Origin of the sequence: Stutzerimonas stutzeri (assembly GCF_002890915.1) — a bacterium.
Taxonomy (GTDB): Bacteria; Pseudomonadota; Gammaproteobacteria; order Pseudomonadales; family Pseudomonadaceae; genus Stutzerimonas; species Stutzerimonas stutzeri_AF.
Window position 1 is genome coordinate 317,265 of the sequence record NZ_POUT01000001.1, and the last position, 22,309, is coordinate 339,573.

The 22,309-nt window shown below is 67.8% G+C and carries 15 protein-coding genes; 9 read left to right on the forward strand and 6 right to left on the reverse strand.

The features are described from left to right. Nucleotides 1-87 precede the first annotated feature (87 nt). Nucleotides 88-822, reverse strand: a complete 735-nt coding sequence (ompR, locus tag CXK94_RS01525; RefSeq protein WP_102893014.1) for a two-component system response regulator OmpR — start codon at nucleotides 820-822, stop codon at nucleotides 88-90. A 226-nt stretch (nucleotides 823-1,048) separates the two neighbouring features. Here ompR and CXK94_RS01530 point away from each other — a divergent pair, with 226 nt between their 5' ends. The 3 genes from CXK94_RS01530 (at nucleotide 1,049) to gshA (ending at nucleotide 5,419) form a co-directional block, all read left to right on the forward strand. Further along, complete coding sequence (locus CXK94_RS01530) at nucleotides 1,049-3,361, forward strand: Tex family protein (RefSeq protein ID WP_102893015.1); 2,313 nt, start codon at nucleotides 1,049-1,051, stop codon at nucleotides 3,359-3,361. Between the two features lie 2 nt (nucleotides 3,362-3,363). Next, nucleotides 3,364-3,753, forward strand: coding sequence for a PaaI family thioesterase (locus CXK94_RS01535; protein WP_014595543.1), 390 nt, complete (start codon nucleotides 3,364-3,366; stop codon nucleotides 3,751-3,753). A gap of 79 nt (nucleotides 3,754-3,832) precedes the next feature. Further along, on the forward strand, nucleotides 3,833-5,419 hold the full coding sequence (gshA, locus tag CXK94_RS01540; RefSeq protein ID WP_102893016.1) for a glutamate--cysteine ligase: 1,587 nt from the start codon (nucleotides 3,833-3,835) through the stop codon (nucleotides 5,417-5,419). 177 nt (nucleotides 5,420-5,596) lie between these two features. Here gshA and argA read toward each other — a convergent pair whose 3' ends face one another. The 4 genes from argA to CXK94_RS01560 all read right to left on the reverse strand — a co-directional run bounded on the left by argA (nucleotide 5,597) and on the right by CXK94_RS01560 (nucleotide 10,206). Next, a complete protein-coding gene (gene argA, locus CXK94_RS01545; RefSeq protein ID WP_102893017.1) occupies nucleotides 5,597-6,895 on the reverse strand; it encodes an amino-acid N-acetyltransferase in 1,299 nt (432 codons plus the stop codon). A 39-nt stretch (nucleotides 6,896-6,934) separates the two neighbouring features. Beyond that, nucleotides 6,935-8,092, reverse strand: coding sequence for an acetylornithine deacetylase (argE, locus tag CXK94_RS01550; protein ID WP_102893018.1), 1,158 nt, complete (start codon nucleotides 8,090-8,092; stop codon nucleotides 6,935-6,937). A gap of 132 nt (nucleotides 8,093-8,224) precedes the next feature. After that, complete coding sequence (locus tag CXK94_RS01555; protein ID WP_037041945.1) at nucleotides 8,225-9,490, reverse strand: inorganic phosphate transporter; 1,266 nt, start codon at nucleotides 9,488-9,490, stop codon at nucleotides 8,225-8,227. Between the two features lie 38 nt (nucleotides 9,491-9,528). Then, nucleotides 9,529-10,206 carry a TIGR00153 family protein gene (locus CXK94_RS01560; protein ID WP_102893019.1) on the reverse strand — a complete coding sequence of 226 codons (678 nt, stop codon included), beginning with the start codon at nucleotides 10,204-10,206 and terminating at the stop codon, nucleotides 9,529-9,531. Between the two features lie 113 nt (nucleotides 10,207-10,319). On the opposite strand from CXK94_RS01560, the gene CXK94_RS01565 reads away from it, so the two are divergent. Both CXK94_RS01565 and CXK94_RS01570 read left to right on the forward strand, forming a co-directional pair. Beyond that, nucleotides 10,320-11,684 carry an inorganic triphosphatase gene (locus tag CXK94_RS01565; protein ID WP_102893020.1) on the forward strand — a complete coding sequence of 455 codons (1,365 nt, stop codon included), beginning with the start codon at nucleotides 10,320-10,322 and terminating at the stop codon, nucleotides 11,682-11,684. 204 nt (nucleotides 11,685-11,888) lie between these two features. Continuing rightward, nucleotides 11,889-13,673 (forward strand): GspE/PulE family protein, encoded by a 1,785-nt coding sequence (locus CXK94_RS01570; RefSeq protein WP_102893021.1) that lies wholly within the window; start codon nucleotides 11,889-11,891, stop codon nucleotides 13,671-13,673. 219 nt (nucleotides 13,674-13,892) lie between these two features. Here CXK94_RS01570 and CXK94_RS01575 read toward each other — a convergent pair whose 3' ends face one another. Continuing rightward, nucleotides 13,893-14,603 (reverse strand): murein L,D-transpeptidase catalytic domain family protein, encoded by a 711-nt coding sequence (locus tag CXK94_RS01575; protein WP_037041960.1) that lies wholly within the window; start codon nucleotides 14,601-14,603, stop codon nucleotides 13,893-13,895. 229 nt (nucleotides 14,604-14,832) lie between these two features. On the opposite strand from CXK94_RS01575, the gene CXK94_RS01580 reads away from it, so the two are divergent. From CXK94_RS01580 to CXK94_RS01595, 4 genes are all read left to right on the forward strand, one after another. Next, on the forward strand, nucleotides 14,833-16,416 hold the full coding sequence (locus tag CXK94_RS01580) for a L,D-transpeptidase family protein (protein WP_102893022.1): 1,584 nt from the start codon (nucleotides 14,833-14,835) through the stop codon (nucleotides 16,414-16,416). A gap of 171 nt (nucleotides 16,417-16,587) precedes the next feature. After that, nucleotides 16,588-21,285, forward strand: a complete 4,698-nt coding sequence (locus CXK94_RS01585; protein ID WP_102893023.1) for a PAS domain S-box protein — start codon at nucleotides 16,588-16,590, stop codon at nucleotides 21,283-21,285. Nucleotides 21,286-21,351: 66 nt separating this feature from the next. Then, entirely contained in the window at nucleotides 21,352-21,660 is a 309-nt protein-coding gene (locus CXK94_RS01590) for a DUF2388 domain-containing protein (protein WP_102893024.1), read from the forward strand. Nucleotides 21,661-21,710: 50 nt separating this feature from the next. Continuing rightward, nucleotides 21,711-22,136 carry an OsmC family protein gene (locus CXK94_RS01595; protein ID WP_037044994.1) on the forward strand — a complete coding sequence of 142 codons (426 nt, stop codon included), beginning with the start codon at nucleotides 21,711-21,713 and terminating at the stop codon, nucleotides 22,134-22,136. The last annotated feature ends 173 nt before the right edge of the window (nucleotides 22,137-22,309 follow it).

Below are 22,309 nucleotides of genomic sequence, written 5' to 3' on the forward strand. Positions count from 1 at the left end.
CATGCGGCGGCCGCCAAGTCTTGCCATGCCGGGCCATCCGCTCATGTTGGGCTTCGCTGCGCTCAACCCAACCTACGGCTTGCCGCTTCATTTGTTGCCATCGGGCACGAACACATAGCCCACGCCCCATACCGTCTGGATATAGCGCGGCTTGGACGGGTCGGGCTCGATCAGCCGGCGCAGGCGGGAGATCTGCACGTCGATGGAGCGCTCCAACGCGTCCCACTCGCGGCCGCGGGCAAGGTTCATCAGCTTGTCGCGGGTCAGCGGCTCGCGGGCATGCTGCACCAGCGCCTTGAGCACGGCGAATTCGCCGGTGGTGAGCATGTGAATCTGGTCGCCCCGGGTCAGCTCGCGGGTGGCCAGCGACAGCTGGTAGTCGCCGAAGGTGACGATCTCGTCCTCGCTGGCCGGTGCGCCGGGCACCTGCGGCGCCTGCCGGCGCAGCACCGCGCGGATGCGCGCAAGCAGCTCGCGGGGGTTGAACGGCTTGGCCAGGTAGTCGTCGGCGCCCTGCTCCAGGCCCTGGATGCGGCTGGTCTCGTCGCCCTTGGCGGTGAGCATGATGATCGGGATCTGGTTGTTGCCCTGGCGCAGCCGGCGGCAGGCGGACAGGCCGTCCTCGCCCGGCATCATCAGGTCGAGCACCACCAGCTGGAACAGCTCGCGGCTGAGCAGGCGGTCCATCTGCTCGGTGTTTTCCACGGTGCGGACGCGATAGCCCTGCTCGTCGAGGAAGCGCTCGAGCAGACGCCGCAGACGGGCATCGTCATCGACGATGAGGATCTTTTCGCCTTCGCTGGCGGGCGCAATGCTGCTCATGGAGACTCCCGGATGTTCGACGGCGCATTATGGCGCAGTGTTGAATGCCGCAACTGGCAGCCATTGTTAGCAGATTTTTCCCGCCGCGACAGGTGTCGAAGCGCCGGGCCCGTGCGGCAGACGACCGCCTGCCGGCAATCGCTTGAGGCCGGACGTCGCACTTCCCCTATAATCGCCGGCTTCGCGCAGGCCCGGCCTGCATGGTTTGACTGACCCAGGTAGGTACATGGACAGCATCAATTCCCGCATCGCCAACGAGCTGGGCGTGCGCCCGCAACAGGTCGCCGCCGCCGTGGCGCTGCTCGACGAAGGTTCCACCGTGCCCTTCATCGCCCGTTACCGCAAGGAAGTCACCGGCAGCCTCGACGATACCCAGCTGCGCACCCTGGAGGAGCGCCTGCGCTACCTGCGCGAACTGGACGAGCGCCGCGTCTCGATCCTCGCCAGCATCGAGGAGCAGGGCAAGCTGACCCCCGAGCTCAAGCGCGAGATCGACCTGGCCGACACCAAGACCCGCCTCGAAGACCTCTACCTGCCCTACAAGCAGAAGCGCCGCACCAAGGGCCAGATCGCCCTGGAAGCCGGCTTGGGCGAGCTGGCCGATGCGCTGTTCGCCGATCCGCAGCTGGCCCCGGAAACCGAAGCCGAGCGCTTCGTCGACGCCGAGAAGGGCTTCGCCGACGTCAAGGCCGTGCTCGAGGGCGCCAAGTACATCCTCATGGAGCGCTTCGCCGAGGACGCCGACCTGCTGGCCAGGCTGCGCGAGTTCCTCAAGCACAACGCCACCCTCAGCGCCCGCGTGGTGCCCGGCAAGGAAAGCGAAGGCGCCAAGTTCAGCGACTACTTCGAGCACGACGAACCGCTCAAGGGCGTACCCTCGCACCGCGCCCTGGCAATCTTCCGCGGGCGCAACGAAGGCATTCTCGGCGTCAGCCTCAAGGTCGGCGAGGAGACGCCGGGCAGCATGCACCCGGGCGAGACGATGATCGGCGAGCGCTTCGGCATCGCCAACCGCGGGCGCGCCGCCGACAAGTGGCTGGCCGAGGTGGTGCGCTGGACCTGGAAGGTCAAGCTCTACACCCACCTGGAAACCGACCTGCTCGGCGAGCTGCGCGACAAGGCCGAGGACGAGGCCATCTCGGTGTTCGCCCGCAACCTGCACGACCTGCTGCTGGCCGCCCCGGCCGGCCCGCGCGCGACCCTGGCGCTGGACCCGGGCCTGCGCACCGGCTGCAAGGTGGCGGTGGTGGATGCCACCGGCAAGCTGCTGGACACCGCCACTGTCTATCCGCACGCGCCGCGCAACGACTGGGACGGTACCCTGGCGATCCTCGCCAAGCTGTGCGCCAAGCACGCGGTGGACCTGATCGCCATCGGCAACGGCACCGCCAGCCGTGAGACCGACAAGCTGGCCGGCGAGCTGATCAAGAAGGTGCCGGGCCTCAAGCTGACCAAGATCATGGTCAGCGAAGCGGGCGCCTCGGTGTATTCGGCCTCGGAGCTCGCCGCCCGCGAATTCCCCGAACTGGACGTATCGCTGCGCGGCGCGGTGTCCATTGCCCGCCGCCTGCAGGACCCGCTGGCCGAGCTGGTGAAGATCGACCCGAAATCCATCGGCGTCGGCCAGTACCAGCACGACGTCTCCCAGCTCAAGCTGGCGCGCTCGCTGGACGCGGTGGTCGAGGACTGCGTGAACGCCGTCGGCGTCGACGTCAACACCGCCTCCGCCGCGCTGCTGGCGCGCATCTCCGGGCTCAACGCGACGCTGGCCAGCAACATCGTGCAGTTCCGCGATGCCAACGGTGCGTTCAAGTCCCGCAGCGAGCTGAAAAAGGTTCCGCGCCTGGGCGAGAAGACCTTCGAACAGGCCGCCGGCTTCCTGCGCGTGATGAACGGCGACAACCCGCTGGACGCCTCCGCCGTGCACCCGGAAACCTATCCGCTGGTCACGCGCATCGCCGCCGATACCGGCCGCGACATCCGCTCGCTGATCGGCGACTCGGCCTTCCTCAAGCGCCTCGACCCGAAGAAATTCACCGACGAGACCTTCGGCCTGCCCACCGTCACCGACATCCTCGGCGAGCTGGACAAGCCCGGCCGCGACCCACGCCCGGAGTTCAAGACCGCCGAATTCCAGGACGGCGTGGAAAAGCTCAGCGACCTGGAGCCGGGCATGGTGCTCGAGGGCGTGGTGACCAACGTGACCAACTTCGGCGCCTTCGTCGACATCGGCGTGCACCAGGACGGCCTGGTGCACATCAGCGCGCTGTCGGAGAAGTTCGTCAAGGACCCCTACGAGGTGGTCAAGGCCGGCGACATCGTCAAGGTCAAGGTCATGGAAGTGGACATCCCGCGCAACCGCGTCGGCCTGTCCATGCGCATGAGCGACACCCCCGGCGAGAAGACCGACGGCCCGCGCGGCGGCAAGCCACGCGGCAACGCCCCGCGCAGCGAGCGCCATTCGAAGCAGGACAAGCCGGCCCCGGCCAACCCCGGCATGGCCGCGCTGTTCGCCAACGCCAAGCAGCTGAGGAAATAAGCATGAGCATCCAAGTCGAGGCGGTGGGCAACTCCAGCGCCTTCGGCCGTCTGCTCGGCCTGGAGATCCACCAGGTCGGCAATGGCGAGGCCGTGCTCGGCCTGACCATGCACGACGGCCTGCGCAACCTGCACGGCAAGCTGCATGGCGGCGCGCTGTTCTCGCTGATCGACACCGCCATGGGCCAGGCCAGCCACAGCCTGGGCGATGGCTCGCCGAACAGCGTGACGCTGGAGTGCAAGGTCAACTACATTCGTCCGGTGACCGATGGCGAACTGCGCTGCCGCGCCTGGGTTGTGCACGGCGGGCGGCGCACCCAGGTGCTCGAAGCCGAGGTGCACCAGGGCGACAAGCTGATCGCCAAGGCGCAAGCGACCTTCGCCTGCCTCTAACTTAGAAGCAGCTTGTGGCTTGAAGCTTGCCGCTCTCCCCCCCATATTGGGCCGACCGTCGCGTGAAGGAACCCACAAGTTGAGCGATCTCCTCTCCCATCGTCTGGCATTGCTGGCCGAGCACCCACAGCGTTCGCTGCTCACTCAATGCCTGCACGGGATCGAGCGCGAGTGCCTGCGCGTCGACTCTCAGGGTCACCTGGCCCTGACCCCGCATCCGGCGGCACTGGGCTCGGCACTGACCCACCCGAAGATCACCACCGACTATTCCGAGGCGCTGCTGGAGTTCATCACCGGCACCGACAGCGACCCACGCAATACCCTGGCCGAGCTCGAGGCCATCCATCGTTTCACCTACGCCAAGCTCGGCAATGAATACCTCTGGAGCCCGTCGATGCCCTGCCCGCTGCCGGACGAGGCGGACATCCCGATCGCCGAATACGGCAGCTCCCACATCGGCCGGCTCAAGCACGTCTACCGCCAGGGGCTGGCGCTGCGCTACGGCAAGACCATGCAGTGCATCGCCGGCATCCACTACAACTTCTCGCTGCCCGAAGCACTGTGGCCGATCCTGCAGGCCGACGATGGCGATCCGCGCTCGGCACAGGACTACCGCTCGACGCGCTACATCGGCCTGATCCGCAACTTCCGCCGCTACAGCTGGCTGCTGATGTACCTGTTCGGCGCCTCGCCGGCGCTGGATGCCGGCTTCCTGCGCGGCCGCGCGCACCAGCTCGAAACGCTCGACGCCGACACGCTCTACCTGCCCTGGGCGACCAGCCTGCGGATGAGCGACCTGGGCTACCAGAACAATGCCCAGGCCGGCCTCACGCCCTGCTACGACGACCTGCCGAGCTATATCGAAAGCCTCTACGGCGCGGTCTCCACGCCCTACCCGCCCTACGTGGAGCTGGGCACCAAGGACGCCGCCGGCAACTGGCAACAGCTCAACACCAACATCCTGCAGATCGAGAACGAGTACTACTCGAACATCCGCCCCAAGCGCGTCACCGCCAGCGGCGAACGCCCGCTGCACGCCTTGCGCGCGCGCGGCATCCAGTACGTCGAAGTGCGCTGCCTGGACATCGATCCGTTCCTGCCGCTGGGCATCGACGCCAGCGGGGCGCGCTTCCTCGACGCCTTCCTGCTGTTCTGCGCGCTGCAGGACAGCCCTTGCCTGGTCGAGGGCGAATGTGGCGCCGCCACCGACAACTTCCTCAAGGTGGTCAAGGAAGGCCGGCGCCCGGGCCTGCAGCTGCGCCGCTGCGGCGAGAGCCTGCCGCTGGCGACCTGGGCCGACGAACTGCTGGACGAAATCGGCCGGGTCGCCGACCTGCTCGATCGCAGCCATGGCGATCGACGCCATGCCGAGGCCCTGGCCGTGCAGCGGGCCAAGGTCGCCGACAGCAGCCTGACGCCGTCGGCGCGCGTGCTCGACGAACTGCGGCGCCATGGCGAGAGCTTCAGCCAGTTCGCCATGCGCCAGACCCTGGCCCATGCCGACTACTTCCGCAGCCAGCCGCCGGGCGCGGCCGAGCTGGCCGAATTCGAGGCCCTATCACGCCAATCGCTGGCCGAACAGGCCGCACTGGAAGCCCAGCAGGAAACCGATTTCGACCAGTTCGTCGCCGCCTACCAGGCGAGCCTGTTGAGCATCGGGGTCTGAAAGAGCAGCTGCAAGCTCAAAAGCATCGCCCCGAGGGCGGGCCTCCCACAAGAGCAGCAGACTCCACCGAATCCTGTGGGCGCGCCCTCGGGGCGATGCAGGCCGCAGGTGTAGGGCGGGTTGCAACCCGCCGCTTCGGCGTTGGCTTGGGCTCCGTCCGCGCGGGTTTCACCCGCCCTACAGCGGCTTCTCGAAAATCTTCGAATTGCGCTGGAAGTTGTACAGCGATGCCCGCGCCGCCGGCAGGCGCTCGACGCCGATCGGTTCGAAGCCACGCTCGCGGAACCAATGGGCGGTACGGGTGGTGAGCACGATCAGCTTCTTCAACCCCAACTGCCGCGCGCGCTGCTCGATGCGTTCGAGCAGCTCGTCGCCACGGCCGCCATGGCGGTACTCCGGATTGACCGCCAGGCAGGCCAGTTCGCCGGCATCCGACTCGGCGATCGGATACAGCGCCGCGCAAGCGATTATCAGCCCGTCGCGCTCGACGATGCTGAACTGCTCGACCTCGCGCTCCAGCACCTCGCGCGAGCGCCGCACCAGGATGCCCTGCTCCTCCAGCGGGGTGATCAGGTCGATCAGCCCGCCGACGTCCTCGATGGTCGCCTCGCGCAGTTGCTCGAACTGCTCCTGGGTCACCAGGGTGCCGGCGCCGTCGCGGGTGAACAGCTCGTTGAGCAGCGCCCCGTTGTCGACATAGCTGACCACGTGGCTGCGCCGCACGCCGCCGCGGCAGGCCTGTGCCGCGGCGTCCAGCAGCTCGGCCTGGTAGTGGCTGCCGAGGCGCTCGACGTAGGCTGGGATCTGCTGCGGGCGCAACTCGCGTACCAGCTTGCCACTCTCATCGAGCAGGCCGGTCTCGGCGCCGTAGAGCACCAGCTTGTCGGCCTGCAGGTCGATCGCCGCGCGGGTGGCGACGTCCTCGCAGGCGAGGTTGAAGATTTCCCCGGTGGGCGAATAGCCCAGCGGCGGCAGCAGTACGATGGTGCGCTCGTCGAGCAGGCGGCCGATACCCTTGCGGTCGATACGCCGCACCTCGCCGGTGTGGTGGTAGTCGACGCCGTCGAGCACGCCGATCGGTCGCGCGGTGACGAAATTGCCGCTGGCCACGCGCAGCCGCGCGCCCTGCATCGGCGAGGCGGCCATGTCCATCGACAGCCGCGCCTCGAGGGCGATGCGCAGCTGGCCGACGGCGTCGATCACGCATTCCAGGGTCGGCGCGTCGGTGATCCGCAGGTCGCGATGAAAGCGCGGCGCCAGCCCGCGGGCGGCGAGGCGCGCCTCGATCTGTGGGCGCGAGCCGAACGCCAGCACCAGGCGCACGCCGAGGCTGTGCAGCAGCACCAGGTCGTGGACGATGTTGGCGAAGTTGGCATGGGCCAGGCCGTCGCCCGGCAGCATGACCACGAAGGTGCGGTCACGGTGCGAATTGATGTAGGGGGAGGAATCGCGGAGCCAGGTGACGTAGTCGTGCATGTAGGAGCCTTTGGTGGCGGGTCTCGTTCGGTACCAGCGCTAGGGCTGGACGGCCGGCTGCAGGCAGTAGTGCCCGATCAGCCGGCGCAGCAGCTGCAGTGTCGGCTCGATGCGTTCGAGCTGCAGGTATTCGTCGGGCTGGTGCGCGCAGGCGATGTCGCCGGGGCCGAGCACCAGCGTCTCGCAGCCAAGCTGCTGAAGATAAGGCGCTTCGGTGGCGAACGCCACTGCCTCGGCGCGGTGTCCGGTCAGGCGCTCGGCGAGGCGCACCAGCTCGCTGTCGGCCGCCTGCTCGAAGGGCGGCACCGCGGGGAACAGCGGCGCCAGTTCGATCTGCACCTGATGGCGCTCGGCCAGTGGCTGCAGGCGCTGGCGGATGATCGCCCGCAACTGCTGCGGGTCCATCCCCGGTAGCGGGCGCAGGTCGAACTCCAGCGCGCACTGGCCGCAGATGCGGTTGGGGTTGTCGCCGCCATGGATGCAGCCGAGGTTGAGGGTCGGCTGCGGCACGTCGAACAACGGGTTGCGGTATTCGCCCTGCCACTGGCGACGCAGCGTCAGCAGCTCGCCCAGCACCCCGTGCATGGCCTCCAGCGCGCTGTGGCCGTAGGCCGGATTGGACGAATGGCCGCTCTGCCCGAGGATGTCGATGCGCTCCATCATGATGCCCTTGTGCAGGCGCACCGGATGCAGGCCGGTGGGTTCGCCGATCAGCGCGGCGCGCCCGAGCGGCTGGCCGGCAGCGGCCAGCGCGCGGGCGCCGGACATCGAACTCTCTTCGTCACAGGTGGCGAGAATCAGCAGCGGCTGGCGGAACGGCTGGTCCAGCAACGGGCGGACCGCTTCGATGACCAGGGCGAAGAAGCCCTTCATGTCGCAACTGCCGAGACCGTACCAGCGGTCGTCGGCTTCGCGCAGCTTCAGCGGGTCGGCGGCCCACAGCGCGGCGTCGAACGGCACGGTATCGCTGTGCCCGGCCAGCACCAGCCCGCCCGGACCGCTGCCGTAGCTGGCCAGCAGGTTGAACTTGCCGGGGGCGACTTCCGGGGTTTCGCAGGCGAAGCCCAGCTCGCCGAGCCAGGCGGCCAGCAGTTCGATCACCGGGCGATTGCTCTGGTCCCAGCCGGGTTGCGTGCAACTGACCGAGGGTGCGGCAACGAGCGCGGCGAACTGTTCCTTGAGCGAGGGAATGGGCACCGGTTACCTCCGTGGCGCGAGCGGACAGAGTCTCCAGTGAAGCACGAAACGCGCCATGGCGGGACCCGCAAACGAATACGCCCCGTCAGCTCGACGGGGCGTATCGGCAACCGCGACGGGCCGCCCGGGCGATCAGGTGAAGATGCCGCGCAGGACCAGGAAGAACACGATGGCCAGGCCCGCGCCCACCGGCAGGGTGACCAGCCAGGACATGAAGATCTTGCCGATCACGCCCAGGTTGAGCGCACCGATGCCGCGGGCGATGCCCACGCCGAGTACCGCGCCGACCAGGGTGTGGGTGGTGGATACCGGCAGGCCGATGGCCGAGGCGCCGACCACGGTGCTGGCGGTGGCCAGCTCGGCGGCGAAGCCACGGCTCGGGGTCAGCTCGGTGATCTGCTTGCCGATGGTGGCGATCACCTTGTAGCCGTAGGTGGCCAGACCGATGACGATACCGACCGCCCCCAGCAGCAGCACCCAGCCCGGCACCGCCGATTTGGCGCTGATCGCCGCGGCGCCCTCGGACTGCAGCACACCGACCACCGCCGCCAGCGGGCCGACCGCGTTGGCGACGTCGTTGGAGCCATGGGCGAAGGCCATCGAGCAGGCGGTGAAGATCATCAGCACGGCGAAGACCTTTTCCACGCTGGAGAAGTGGAAGGCCTTGTCCGCCTCCACGTCGACCTTGATGCGCGTCAGCAGGGCGACGCCGATCAACATCACCAGCACGCCAACGCCCACGGCGAGCAGGAAGCTCTCGCCGCCGCTCAGGTGCAGACCGATGTGCTTGAGGCCCTTGGACAGGGTCATCAGCGCCACCATGAAGCCGGTGAGGAACATGTACAGCGGCACGAAGCGCTTGGCGTTGTGGAAGGGGTCGTCGGTATCGATGATCAGCTTCTGCACGCTCATGAACACGCCGAAGGCGATGGTGCCGGAGAGCATCGGCGAGATGATCCAGCTGGCGACGATGGGGCCGACGCCGCTCCAGTGCACCGCATCCACCGAGATGCCCACCGCGGCGAAACCGATCACCGCACCGACGATCGAGTGCGTGGTGGACACCGGCCAACCCTTCATCGAGGCCACCAGCAGCCAGGTACCGGCGGCCAGCAGGGCGGACATCATCCCCAGCACCATCAGGTCGGGCGTGATCATCTCGGCGTCGACGATGCCGCTCTTGATCGTCTCGGTCACCTGGCCACCAGCCAGATAGGCGCCGCAGAATTCGAAGACCATGGCGACGACGATCGCCTGCTTGATGGTCAGGGCGCGGGAGCCCACCGAGGTGCCCATGGCGTTGGCCACGTCGTTGGCGCCCACGCCCCAGGCCATGAAGAAACCGAACACGCAGGCGAGCACCAGGAGTACGAAGCCGTAATCCGCGATAAAGGACATAAAAAATTACCTGTAGAACCCAGAAAGGACGCTGGCGCTCAACGCGCCAGCAATTGTTCCAGACGGTTGCCGACGCGCTCGGCGCGGTCGGCCACGTCACCGATCCATTCGATGATCTTGTAGAGGAAGATCACGTCGACAGCTGGCAGGTCCTTTTCCAGGTTGAACAGCGCACGGCGCACCGTGATCTGCATGCGGTCGGTTTCGCGCTCGATCTCCTCGAGTTCCTCGACCATCTTCTCGACGAGCGTGGCTTCACGGCCGCTGAAGCCGGTCTCCAGCAGCGAGTCCAGTTCCTTGAGCGCCTTGAGCGCCTGGGCGCTGGCATCGACGCTGCGCTGCACGTAGGCCAGCATCTGCGGCTGCAACGGCTGCGGGATGGTCATGCAGCGGCCCAGCATCAGGCCGGCGATGTCCTTGGCGCGGTTGGCGATCTTGTCCTGTACACTCAGCAGGTCCAGCAGATCGGAGCGCGGCACCGGCAGGAACAGGCTCTTGGGCAGGTGCTGGCGAACGCTCTTCTTCAGCTTGTCGGCCTCGTTTTCCAACTGGGCCATCTGCTGCTGAATCTGTTCGACCATTTCCCAGTCTTCGGCCATCACCGCCTGGAACAGTGGCACCAGGTTCGCGGCGCACTCATGCGACTTGGCCATGTGCTGCTGCATCGGGCCGATTGGCGAGCGTCCGAACAAGCTGACGAAAGGATTGACTGGCATAGGGTATGGCCCCGGCTTGAAAGAGGCGGCAAGTATACGGACAGGCCATCATGCCTGCTACCGTGCGTCATCAGGCTGCAACATCCACACATCATAGGCACCCCGTCGGCACCATGCAGAAAGAAACCGAAATCAAGCTACGCGCCAGCCGCGAGACCCTGCTCGCCCTGCGCGAACACCCGCTGCTGAACAAGCGCAACAAGAGCGGCTGGTCGCGCCACGAGCTGTCCAACCAGTACTACGACACCGCCGACCGCGCGCTGGCCGGGGCCAAGGTCGCGCTGCGCCTGCGGCGTGACGGAGAGCAGTTCATCCAGACCCTCAAGAGCCGCGGCCAGAGCGTCGCCGGGCTGTCCGAGCGCAACGAATGGGACTGGTACCTGGACAAGGCCAGGCTGGATACGAAGAAGCTCACCGACGACTGCTGGCCGGCCAGCCTCGCCGGGCTCGACAAGAAGACCCTGAAGCCGATCTTCAACACCGATTTCGTCCGCGAAAAGGCCGAACTCGCCTGGGGCCGCGGCAAGGCCCGGGTGGTGATCGAGGCGGCGCTGGACCTGGGCCGAGTGGTCGCCGGCCAGCAGGCCGAAGAGCTCTGCGAACTGGAGCTGGAACTACGCCAGGGCGAGCCCGAAGCGCTGCTGGAGCTGGCCGCCGAACTGGCCGCCGACCTGCCGCTGATGCCCTGCGACATCAGCAAGGCCGAACGCGGCTACCGCCTGCACGACGCCGATGGCTACGCCCTGAACCTGCCGGCGCCCGCGCTGGAGGCGACGATGGCACTGGACGACGCGGTGGCCGCCCTCGGCTGGCAGCTGCTCGGCAACAGCCAGCGGCTGGCCGAGCAGTATCGCTTCAACGGCCACTGGAAGCTGCTGGACGACTGGCTGCAACAGCTCATCGAGCTGCGCGCCCTGCTCGGCAGCCTCGGCCAGGCCGCGCCGCGCGCCAGCAGCCGCGAACTGCGCGAACGGCTCGATGCGCTGATCCAGGACTGGCGCCCGCGCGTCGAAGCCGGCCAGACCGACGAAAGCGTACGCCAGGCGGCCCCCGCACAATTCGCCGCCGAGCTCGGCCAGACCCGCTGGGGCCTGTTCTCGCTGAAAGCCTCGCTGTGGCTGCTGCAACGCAACTGGACCGCCGGGCGCAACGCCCGCGGCGATCGCCAGGGCGCGGCCGAGCTGGGCAAGTGGCTGCTGCATCTGCTGGCTGAAGAAGCCAAGGCGCTGCAACTGCCGCGCTACCGGCAGCAACCCGAAGACCTCGCCGAACAGAGCCCGCGCATGGAGCGCCTGCTGGCCTGGCTGCACCTGGCCCGCGGCGTGCTGGAGTTGCCGGAAGTCGACCGCCTGTACGGCGAGCTGGCCAAGCTCTACGCACTGGCCCGCCAGCCGCTGGACGAGCAGACACGTCAGTTGCGCGTCGAGCAGGCCCATACTGTGTGGACGCTCAAGGCCTGGAAAGCGCTGACCAAGTAAGCTGCGGGAAAAGCAGCCGCAAGCCGGCGTAGGGTGGATCACGCTTCACCGATCCACCGGGTGGCGATCCACCGGGTGGCGGTCCACCGGGTGGCGGTCCCAGCGAGCGGGGCTATGGTGGATGTAAAAAGCGACATCCACCCTACTTGCGCGTCTACTTTGCAGCTTGCGGCTTGAAGCTTGCCGCCCCCCATGGAGTCCTCGATGTCCGCCTTCGCCCCGTCCGTTGCCGACCGTTTCCTCGATCTCAACGACCTGCTGCGCGAGCTGGTCGCCCAGGGGCGCGTCGACCAGGACGGCGCCGAACAGTGCCTGGCGGTGCGCCGCAGCGCGGTGAACAACCGCCAGCACCCACTGGAATTCCTCGCCGCGCAGCAGCTCGACGACCTGCAACGCCCGGGCAAGAAGCTCGACCTGGAAAGCCTGACCACCTGGCTGGCCGAACACGCCGGCCAGCCCTACCTGCGTATCGACCCGCTGAAAATCGACGTCGCCGCGATCACCCCGCTGATGTCCTACGCCTTCGCCCAGCGCCACGGGATTCTCGCCGTGGCGGTCGACAGCAGCGCCGTCACCATCGCCAGCTGCCAGCCGTTCGTGCACGGCTGGGAAACCAACCTGACCCACGTGCTCAAGCGCCCGATCAAGCGCGTGGTGGCCAATCCGGCGGACATCCAGCGCTTCACCGTCGAGTTCTACCGCCTGGCCAAGTCGGTCAGCGGCGCCAGCGGCACCGAGCAGAAGATCAGCGGCGTCGGCAACTTCGAGCAACTGCTCAACCTCGGCGCCAGCGACCAGGAGCCGGACGCCAACGATTCGCACATCGTCAACATCGTCGACTGGCTGTTCCAGTACGCCTTCCAGCAGCGCGCCAGCGACATCCACATCGAGCCGCGCCGCGAGCAGGGCACGGTGCGCTTTCGCATCGACGGCGTGCTGCACAACGTCTACCAGTTCCCGCCGCAGGTGACCATGGCGGTGGTCAGCCGGCTGAAGAGCCTCGGCCGGATGAACGTCGCCGAGAAGCGCAAGCCGCAGGACGGCCGGGTCAAGACCAAGACCCCGGACGGCGGCGAGGTGGAGCTGCGCCTGTCGACGCTGCCGACCGCCTTCGGCGAGAAGATGGTGATGCGCATCTTCGACCCCGAGGTGCTGCTCAAGGGCTTCGACCAGCTGGGCTTCTCCGCCGACGACCTGCGCCGCTGGCAGAGCATGACCTGCCAGCCCAACGGCATCATCCTGGTCACCGGGCCGACCGGCTCGGGCAAGACCACCACGCTGTACACCACGCTCAAGCAGCTGGCGACGCCGGAGGTGAACGTCTGCACCATCGAGGACCCGATCGAGATGATCGAGGGCGCCTTCAACCAGATGCAGGTGCAGCACAACATCGAGCTGACCTTCGCCAGCGGCGTGCGCGCGCTGATGCGCCAGGACCCGGACATCATCATGATCGGCGAGATTCGCGACCTGGAGACCGCCGAGATGGCGATCCAGGCGGCGCTCACCGGACACCTGGTGCTGTCCACCCTGCACACCAACGACGCGCCCAGCGCGATCACCCGCCTGCTGGAACTGGGCGTGCCGCATTACCTGCTCAAGGCCACCCTGCTCGGCGTCATGGCCCAGCGCCTGGTGCGCACGCTGTGCCCGCACTGCAAGGCACCGCTGCAACTGGATGGCGACGACTGGGCGGCGCTGACCCGACCGTGGAACGCGCCGCTACCGAGCAGCGCGCAACAGGCGGTGGGTTGCCTGGAATGCCGCGACACCGGTTATCGCGGTCGCGCCGGCGTCTACGAGATCATGCTGCTCAACGACGCGATCAAGCCGCTGATCACCGCCGATACCGACATCGTCGCCCTGCGCCGCGCCGCCTTCAAGGACGGCATGCGCAGCCTGCGCCTGTCCGGCGCGCAGAAGATCGCCGCCGGCCTGACCACCGTCGAGGAAGTGTTGCGGGTGACGCCGCAGAGCGAGCAGAAATAAGCTGGAGGCTGGAGGCGGTTGCAGGGGTGGATGTCGCTTTTTTACATCCACCAAGACCCCGCCCCGGTGGATCGCCACCCGGAGGATCGGTGAAGCGTGATCCACCCTACGCCAGCCCGCAGCCTGGATTAGCCGCAGGCGTAATCCGACTACTCGGAGCACCTTTTCGTTCAGCCCCTCCAGCCTCCAGCGCTTTTAGCAGGCTGTTGAGTTAGGGACTTATCCCTGTCGCGCCGCCAGTATCCCCGCCACGCGCGCAGGCTCGCAATTGAGGTAGGCGGAGGACTGCAGCCACTGCTGGTCGGGATACCAGGAAAACATGAACTGCCCGCCCTTGAGGCTGTCGACCACCATCCGCGCGACTTCCGGGCGCACCGCCGGGCAGCCCTGGCTGCGGCCGATGCGGCCCTGGGTCACGATCCACGACGGATCGACGTAGGCCGCGGGATGGATGACGATGGCCCGCTCGCGGGCGCGGTCGTTGATGCCTGGTTCCAGGCCATCCATGCGCAGCGAATAGCCGTGCTTGCCGCTGTAGCTCTCGGCGGTGCGGAACAGGCCGATGCTCGACTGGTGGCTGCCGACCAGATTGGAGAAGCGCGTCGCCAGGTTGTCGCCGGACTTCTGGCCGTGGGCGACCAGGTCTTCGAGGAGCAATTCTTCCTTGTCCAGGTCGAAGATCCATAGGCGGCGCTCGCTGGAGGGCCGCGAGAAGTCGATCACCGCCAGTCGCTGGGCCGGGCTGGCGCCGTTGTTCACCGCGCACTGCATGGCCGCGACGGCGTGGGTGAGTACCTGGCGATCGAGCGTCGGCGCCAGCCGCGCCAGGCCGTCGACCATCGGCTGGTAGCTGGCGGGGGCTGCCCATACGGGCAGCGCGAGAACGAAAAGACCTGCCGCCAGGCAGGCACGTCGGAACATGGACGTCATGAACGAGCAACCTCATCGGGCACGGCCTTGCGGCTTCCTGCCTGGCCGGCGCCTCATACTCGCCGCCGATCAGGCGCAGCGGCGCGACAAAGCCGGCGGGAGACGAGCGAGCCCCAAACAGCCGGCGCGATATGTTCTGATGGTCTGAAATGGACCCTGGCCGAACCCAGGAGCCGCAGCCCTTGAGCGGCGCAGTCTAGCAGTCGGGGCGATAGTCTGGAGCGAAACGTTGTTCAAAAAACATGCATTCCGTCTGGCCGTCTGGCTCTGCTGCGTTCCCGCCGCCACCCTGGCCGAGGCGCTCCCGGCGCCCGTTGCGCCGATCGAATCGGCCCTCGCGGCGCTGCCAGGCGCCTGTCCGCAATTGCCGGCGCCGCTCGAAGCGCAGGCCCTGCAGCGGCTCACGGCGTTCTACCGGGCACGCGACTTCCAGCTCGCCTGGGCCAGCTACCCGCAGCTCGATGCCCTGTTGCAGCAGCTCGCGCAACTGGCCGACGACGGCCTCGATCCCGCGCAGTACCAGCCCGACCGCGTCCGCCAGCAATTGCAGACCGCCACGGCCGAGCCGTTGCATCGCGAGTGCAGCGACCTGCATGCCAGCCACGTCTATCTCGAGGCGCTGCAGCACCTGGCCCACGGCCGCCTGCAGCAGGCGCGGGTCGAGCCGATCTGGCGCAGCCCGGAAGCGGCCGAACCCGACGATCGCCAGCGCCTGCTGCAGATCGCCCTCGACGGCCTCGACGATCCGGCCGCCGCCTTCGACCAGGCGCGCCCGTCGCTGGAGCTGTATCGCGACCTGCGCGGCGCCTACGCCCGCCTGCGCGCCGCGCCGCTACCGGGCTGGCAGGCGATCCCCGCGGGGCCGGCGCTGCGCCCGGGAATGAACGATGCGCGTATCCCGCTGCTGCGCCAGCGCCTGCTGGGCGATGCCGGCATCAGCGATACGCGCTATTCGCCGGAGCTGGTCGAAGCACTCAAGGGCTTCCAGCTGCAGCACGGGCTCGAGAACGACGGCGTGCTCGGCAGCGCCACGCGGGCGGCGCTGAACGTCAGCCCGGCGGGCCGTCTCGACCAGTTGCGCATCAATCTCGAACGCTTGCGCTGGGTTTCCCGCGATCTCGAAGCACAATCGCTGCTGGTGGATATCGCCGGCGCGCGGCTGTTCTATTTCCAGGACCGTTGCGTGCACTGGCAGACGCGCACCCAGGTCGGTAGCGAGGGGCGCCAGACCCCCCCGCTGAAATCGCGCGTCACCCGCCTGACGCTGAACCCCACCTGGACCGTGCCGCCGACCATCCTGCGCCAGGACAAGCTGCCGCGAATCCGCGAGGACATCGGCTACCTGGCGCGCAACCAGATGCGCGTGCTCGACGCCCAAGGCAACCCGCTGGACCCGCACGGCGTCGACTGGGACAACCCACGCGGCATCTTCCTGCGCCAGGATGCCGGCCCGGCCAACCCGCTCGGGCAGGTGGCGATCCGTTTCGCCAACCCGTTCGCGGTCTACCTGCACGACACGCCGAGCCAGCCGCAGTTCGCCCGCGCCGCCCGCGCGCTCAGCTCCGGCTGCGTGCGCGTCGAGTCGGCGCTGCAACTGGTCGACTTGCTGCTCATGCCCGACGAACGGGACACGGTCGCTACCCTGCTGGCCAGCGGCAAGACGCACGAGTACCGCCTGGCCAGACCGATAGCGATCCTGATGGCCTACTGGACCGCGGATGCCGACGAGACGGGCCAGCCGCGCTACCGTCCGGACATCTACAACCGGGATGCCCGGTTGCTGCAGGCCCTGAACGCCGCCCAGCGCCGCTGACACCTCGGCGGCGAAAATGCTCCGTTCGTCGGCGTTTTTGTCGCACACGGCCTGAACCAAGCCACCTCGGCGTAGTCTTTTGCTGAGCACTCGGCAACCCACGTTGCCGGTGCTCACACGCGGCCCGTTTGTTTGGATTACCCAGCGCAATGGATAGCCGAGCAGGACACTTTGAACGTCGAATACAGCGCCCCCTCAGCGACCTGGAATGAAGCTGACCGGCTGACAGCATTGGCTCGCCATGCCATTGCGGATGCCTCGACCGAAGCGGATTTCGACGCACTCGCCGCCATGGCCGCGGAGCTCTGCGCCTGCCCTGCGGCAGCGATCCATTTCATCGACAGCGAACGGCAACATTGCCTGGCCGCGTTCGCCCTGGACCGGCAGAGCGTCGCGCGCGAACACTCGCTGTCGGCACAGGCCATCCTGCAACCCGGCCCACTGGTCGTTCACCGCGCCGACGAACTGAGCGCCCCGCTGGCGATGCCGCGCCTGGCCGATGGCAGCAGCGCATGCTTCTATGCCGCCGCGCTCCTGCGCGATGACGCCGGGCTGCCGCTGGGCACGCTGTGCGTCGTCGACCGTCAGCCGCGCGAACTCACCCCGCGCCAGGCTGCGCACCTGCAGGCCGTGGCGCGCCAGATCATGGCGCTGCTGGCACTGCGCAGGGTCCGCGCCGAGGAAGAGCGCAGCCGCCAGATCATCGACAGCGCCCAGGATTACGCCATCCTCTCCACCGATCCGCAGGGCATGATCACCAGCTGGAACAGCGGTGCGCAAAGGCAGCTCGGCTGGTCGGCCGCAGAAGCGATCGGGCGTCATGTCGGCTGCATCTTCAGCGAAGAGGATCGCGCGCAGGGCGCCCCTGAACGGGAAATGCGCACCGCCCTGCAGCGCGGCTCGGCGCTGGACGAGCGCTGGCACCAGCGCAAGGACGGCTCGCGCTTCTGGGCCAGCGGCGTACTCACGCCACTGCAGAGCCAGGGCCAGGCGCGGGGCTTCGTCAAGATCCTGCGCGACCTCACCGAGGCGCGCCTGCAGCAGGCCGCGATCCGCGATGCCGAGCAGCGCTACCGCGCCCTGGTCGACCTCAGCCCGCAGGTGGTCTGGCAGTGCGAAGCGGATGGCGGCCTGAGCTTCTGCAACAGCTACTGGTGCGAGTTCACCGGGCTCGGCGCCGAGGCCTCGTGCGGCAGCGGCTGGCTCGCGGCGATCGCCGCGAACGATCGCCAGCGCATCGCCGAACAATGGCGGCAGGCCCTGGGCCGGGAACTGCCCTTCACCCTCGAACTGCCACTGCGCGACGTCGATGGCAACCTGCGCTGGTTCCAGGCCAGCGCCGCGCCGATCTACGACGCCGACGGGCAACTGCTGCGCTGGATCTGCATCGCCCAGGACATCGACAGCCGGCGCCGCCTGGAGCTCGAGCGACGCGAGAGCGAAGCCTTCACCCGCCTGCTGCTCGACTCGGCCAACGAGGGTTTCTATTCCATCGACCGCAGCGGCGCGGTGACCCTGTGCAACGATGCCTTCCTCAAGCTGCTCGGCTTCGCCAGCCGCGACGAAGTGCTCGGCAGGCAACTGCACCAGGTGATCCACCACAGCCATCCGGACGGCCGCCCCTACCCGGTGCACGATTGCCCGATCCAGCACACCGCCGTCACCGGCGAGCCGCGGCATGTCGAGCACGAACTGTTCTTCCGCGTCGATGGCAGCAGCCTGCCGGTGGAATACCGCGTCGCGCCGATCTACCGCGACGGCGAGCTGCAGGGCGCGATCTGCACCTTCAGCGACATCAGCGAGCGCACCCGACGCCAGGCCTGGCAGGCCTTCCTGCTGGACCTCAGCGACTGCCTGCAGGAAAACAGCGAGCGCGTCGACATCCGCTGCGTGCTCAACGAGCGCCTGGCCCACCTGACCCGCAGCGAATGCGTCGCCTGGGGCAACCTGGAGGACGGCGCGCTGGTCATCCAGCAGCAATGGCTCGCCCCCGGCCGGCCGAGCCGGCTCGGCCGCCACGCCCTGGGCGGCACCGTCGCCACGCAACTGCGGCGCGACGGCATCCTCGTGCTCGACAAGCATGGCGCAGGCAACGAGCTGTCCCGCAGCCTGGCCAGCTCCGACCTGCTGCTGGCCGAACTGCCGGGAGAGCGGGCCACGCCGCAGCGTGGCGTGCTGCTGTTTGCCCGCAACCTGCCGGAGCGCTGGAACACGGACGACATTACCCTGGTTCGCGAAGTGCTCGAACGCATCCGCGCGGCGGCCGAGCGCGCCCAGGCGAGCCAGGCCCTGCGCGAGGCGGAACAGCGCATCAGCCTGGCCAACGAGATCGCCTCCATCGGCGTCTGGGAATACCACGACAATCAGCACTCGCTGCACTGGGATAGCCAGCTCAAGGCCATGGCCGGGCTGACACCGGAGCAGCCGGCGCTGAGCGTGCACGAGGTCCTGGCGCGCGTGCACCCGGACGACCGCGGCACGTTGATCAAGGCACTGAGCAACGCCCTGGCCGGTGAAGCCGAAGGCGAGTTCCAGCTCGATTACCGGATCCTCGACACCCGCATCAACCAGTTCGTCTGGATGGCCAACTGTGGCCGTCGCCTGGTCGACCCCAACGGCGAAGTGCGCATTCTCGGCACGGCGCGCAACATCACCGCCGAGCGCAACGCCGCCGAGCGCATGCAGCGCATGAACGCCATGCTCGAGCAGCAGATCAGGGAGCGGCGCCAGGCCGAGCAGCGCCAGACGGCGCTGATCGAACTGGGCGACCTGCTGCGCGAACAGCACGACAGCCAGACCATCGCCCATGCCGCGGTGAGCGTGATCGGCCGCACCATCGGCGTTGCCCGCGTGCTGTTCGCCAGCGTCGATGCCGCCAGCCAGAGCGCCACCATCGAACGCTACTGGAGCGACGGCAGCTCCGACAGCAGCAACGAGGTGGTGCATTTCGCCGACTACGGGGACTTCTTCTACGACCTGCAGGAGAACGAACTGGTGGTCATCGAGGACGTGCTGCACGATGCGCGCACCGCCAGCCATGCCGAACGCTTCGGCGAAAGCCGCATCCGCAGCATCGTCTGCGTACCGCTGTTCGAGCAGGGGCGCATCGCCGCGGTCCTGATGCTGCTGGAAGAGCAGCCGCGCGCCTGGCTCGACGACGACATCTCGTTCATCCGCGAGGTCGCCGACCGTGCCTGGAGCGCCGACGAGCGCATGCGCGCCGAGCGGGCACTGCGCGAGAGCGAAGAACAATTCCGCACCCTCGCCGACAACATGAGCCAGTTCGCCTGGATGGCCGAGCCCAGCGGGCACATCTATTGGTACAACAAGCGCTGGTACGACTACACCGGCACCACCTGCGAGGCCATGCGCGCCCTCGGCTGGCGAGCGGTCAACCACCCTGACCATCACGAGCGGGTCAGTGCCTCGATGAAGCGTGCCTTCGCCATCGGCTCGATCTGGGAGGAGACCTTCCCGCTGCGCGGCAAGGACGGCAAGTACCGCTGGTTCCTCTCGCGCGCACTGCCGATTCGCGACGACTTCGGCCAGGTTACCCACTGGTTCGGCACCAATACCGACGTCACCGCCCAGGTCGCCGCCGAGGAGGCGCTACGCGAACTCAACGACAACCTGGAGCGGCGGGTCGCCGAGCGCACCCGCGAGCTGGCGGCGATCAACAGCCGCCTGCACATCGAGATGGCCGAGCGCGAACGCGCCGAGGAAGCGCTGCGCCATGCGCAGAAGATGGAAGCCATCGGCCAGCTCACCGGCGGGCTGGCCCATGACTTCAACAACATGCTCACCGGCGTGCTCGGCGCGCTCGACCTGATCCAGCACCGGATCGCCAGCGGCAACAGCGCCGACCTCGGCCGCTACCTCGACGCCGCCACCACCTCGGCCAACCGCGCCGCCGCGCTGACCCACCGCCTGCTGGCATTCGCCCGCCGGCAGTCGCTGGCGCCCAGGCCGGTGGACGTCAACCTGCTGGTGGTTTCCATGGAAGACATGCTGCGACGCACCATCGGCGAGCACATCCGTTTGCAGATCGAACTGCAGGCCGACACCTGGCTGGCCTACACCGATGCGCACCAGTTGGAAAACGCCCTGCTCAACCTGGTGATCAACGCCCGCGATGCCATGCCCGACGGCGGCCAGCTGGATATCCGCACGCACAACCTGCAGATCGACGAGCGCCAGCCCGATGTCCCGGAGCCCGGCGACTATGTCGTGCTCAGCGTCACCGACAACGGTGCTGGCATGTCGGCGCAGACCATCGCCAAGGCATTCGATCCGTTCTTCACCACCAAGCCCATCGGCCAGGGCACCGGCCTCGGCCTGTCGATGGTCTACGGCTTCGCCAAGCAGACCGGCGGCCACGCCAGCATCGACAGCAGCCTCGGTCGGGGCACCCGTATCACCCTCTACCTGCCGCGCAACCAGGCGCAGGAAGAGGAACACGCCGCGGCGCAAGAGACCACCGAAGTGCCGCGGGCGCACGCTGGCGAGACGGTGCTGGTGGTCGAGGACGAAGCCGCGGTGCGCATGCTGGTGGTGGAGGTGCTACAGGAGCTCGGCTACCAGGTGCTCGAAGCCGCCGACGCCGGCAGTGCGCTGCCCTACCTGCACGGCAGCGAGCGCCTCGACCTACTGGTCAGCGATTTCGGCCTGCCGGGCCTCAACGGTCGCCAACTGATGGAAGCCGCACACCAGCAGCGCCCCGGGCTGAAGGTGCTGTTCATCACCGGCTACGTGCCGGACAACGAGGCGCGCAGCGACTTCCTCGGGCCGGGAACCGACATGCTGGCCAAACCCTTCAGCATCGACATGCTCGCCACGCGCATTCGCCAGCTGCTCGACGGCCCCGGCTGATCGCCCGCCGGAACTCCTGGCGCGACGGCGCACTCTGAAAAGAACGACTCTCAGGAGGTGCCGACCATGCGCAAGACGCTATTCGCTGTGATCACCCTGACGCTGGCGCCGCTCGGCGCTGCCGTGGCCGATGGCCTGGTGCGCGACATCCTTTCCTCGGGCGCCACCACGGCCTCCACCTACCTGACCTTCAAGGACGACAAGCTGGTGGTTGCGGCGCGCGAGGATGCCGGCAGCTTCGTCGCCAGCAACGGCGAAATCCGCGGCCCGTACCTGGAGGCCATGCTGCAGAGCCTGCGCAGCGAGCAACCGCAACTGCAGGCCAGCGACATGGAACTGGCCAGCGCGATCCTCGCCGCCGAGCAGCCGCACTAGACCCGCGCGGCCACGGCCGCCGCCCCACTCCATTTGCACGAGGTTCCGTCATGAAGAAGAGCGCATCCGCCGTCTGGCAAGGCGGCCTGAAGGACGGCAAGGGCAGCATCAGCACCCAGAGCGGCGCGCTGAAGGACATTCCCTATGGCTTCAATACCCGCTTCGAGGACGTTCCCGGCAGCAACCCCGAAGAGCTGATCGGCGCGGCCCACGCCGGCTGCTTTTCCATGGCGCTGTCGATGATGCTCGGCCAGGCCGGGCTGACCGCCGAACGCATCGAGACCCATGCCGAGGTGACTCTCGACAAGGATGGCGAAGGCTTCAGCATCACCGCCGTCGAGCTGACCCTCAAAGCGAGGGTGCCCGGCGCCAACGAAGCGCAGTTCCAGCAGATCGCCAACCAGGCGAAGGCCGGCTGCCCGGTATCCAAGGTGCTCAACGCGCAGATCAGCCTGAACGCCACGCTGGACGCCTGACCCGGAAAAGGGCCACAAAAAAGTTCTTCGCATTCATGGGGACAGGCTGCTTGACACCGGACTGGCAAGTTTGGGTGTTGCTGCCATTTGGTTTGGGCTTGCGCCTTGGTGATCAGGGCGCTTACCGAGTGTGCTGACACTTCTGGTTTCGGCCCCCCGGCCGAGTCACTTGA

Bases quoted from the DNA above. Each gene is read 5' to 3' on its own strand.
- CXK94_RS01530 (WP_102893015.1), top strand. From the start codon at position 1,049: ATGGACAGCATCAATTCCCGCATCGCCAACGAGCTGGGCGTGCGCCCG.
- CXK94_RS01560 (WP_102893019.1), bottom strand. From the start codon at position 10,206: ATGCCAGTCAATCCTTTCGTCAGCTTGTTCGGACGCTCGCCAATCGGC.
- CXK94_RS01565 (WP_102893020.1), top strand. From the start codon at position 10,320: ATGCAGAAAGAAACCGAAATCAAGCTACGCGCCAGCCGCGAGACCCTG.
- CXK94_RS01555 (WP_037041945.1), bottom strand. From the start codon at position 9,490: ATGTCCTTTATCGCGGATTACGGCTTCGTACTCCTGGTGCTCGCCTGC.
- CXK94_RS01595 (WP_037044994.1), top strand. From the start codon at position 21,711: ATGAAGAAGAGCGCATCCGCCGTCTGGCAAGGCGGCCTGAAGGACGGC.
- argA (WP_102893017.1), bottom strand. From the start codon at position 6,895: ATGCACGACTACGTCACCTGGCTCCGCGATTCCTCCCCCTACATCAAT.
- CXK94_RS01535 (WP_014595543.1), top strand. From the start codon at position 3,364: ATGAGCATCCAAGTCGAGGCGGTGGGCAACTCCAGCGCCTTCGGCCGT.
- ompR (WP_102893014.1), bottom strand. From the start codon at position 822: ATGAGCAGCATTGCGCCCGCCAGCGAAGGCGAAAAGATCCTCATCGTC.
- CXK94_RS01570 (WP_102893021.1), top strand. From the start codon at position 11,889: ATGTCCGCCTTCGCCCCGTCCGTTGCCGACCGTTTCCTCGATCTCAAC.
- CXK94_RS01575 (WP_037041960.1), bottom strand. From the start codon at position 14,603: ATGACGTCCATGTTCCGACGTGCCTGCCTGGCGGCAGGTCTTTTCGTT.
- CXK94_RS01590 (WP_102893024.1), top strand. From the start codon at position 21,352: ATGCGCAAGACGCTATTCGCTGTGATCACCCTGACGCTGGCGCCGCTC.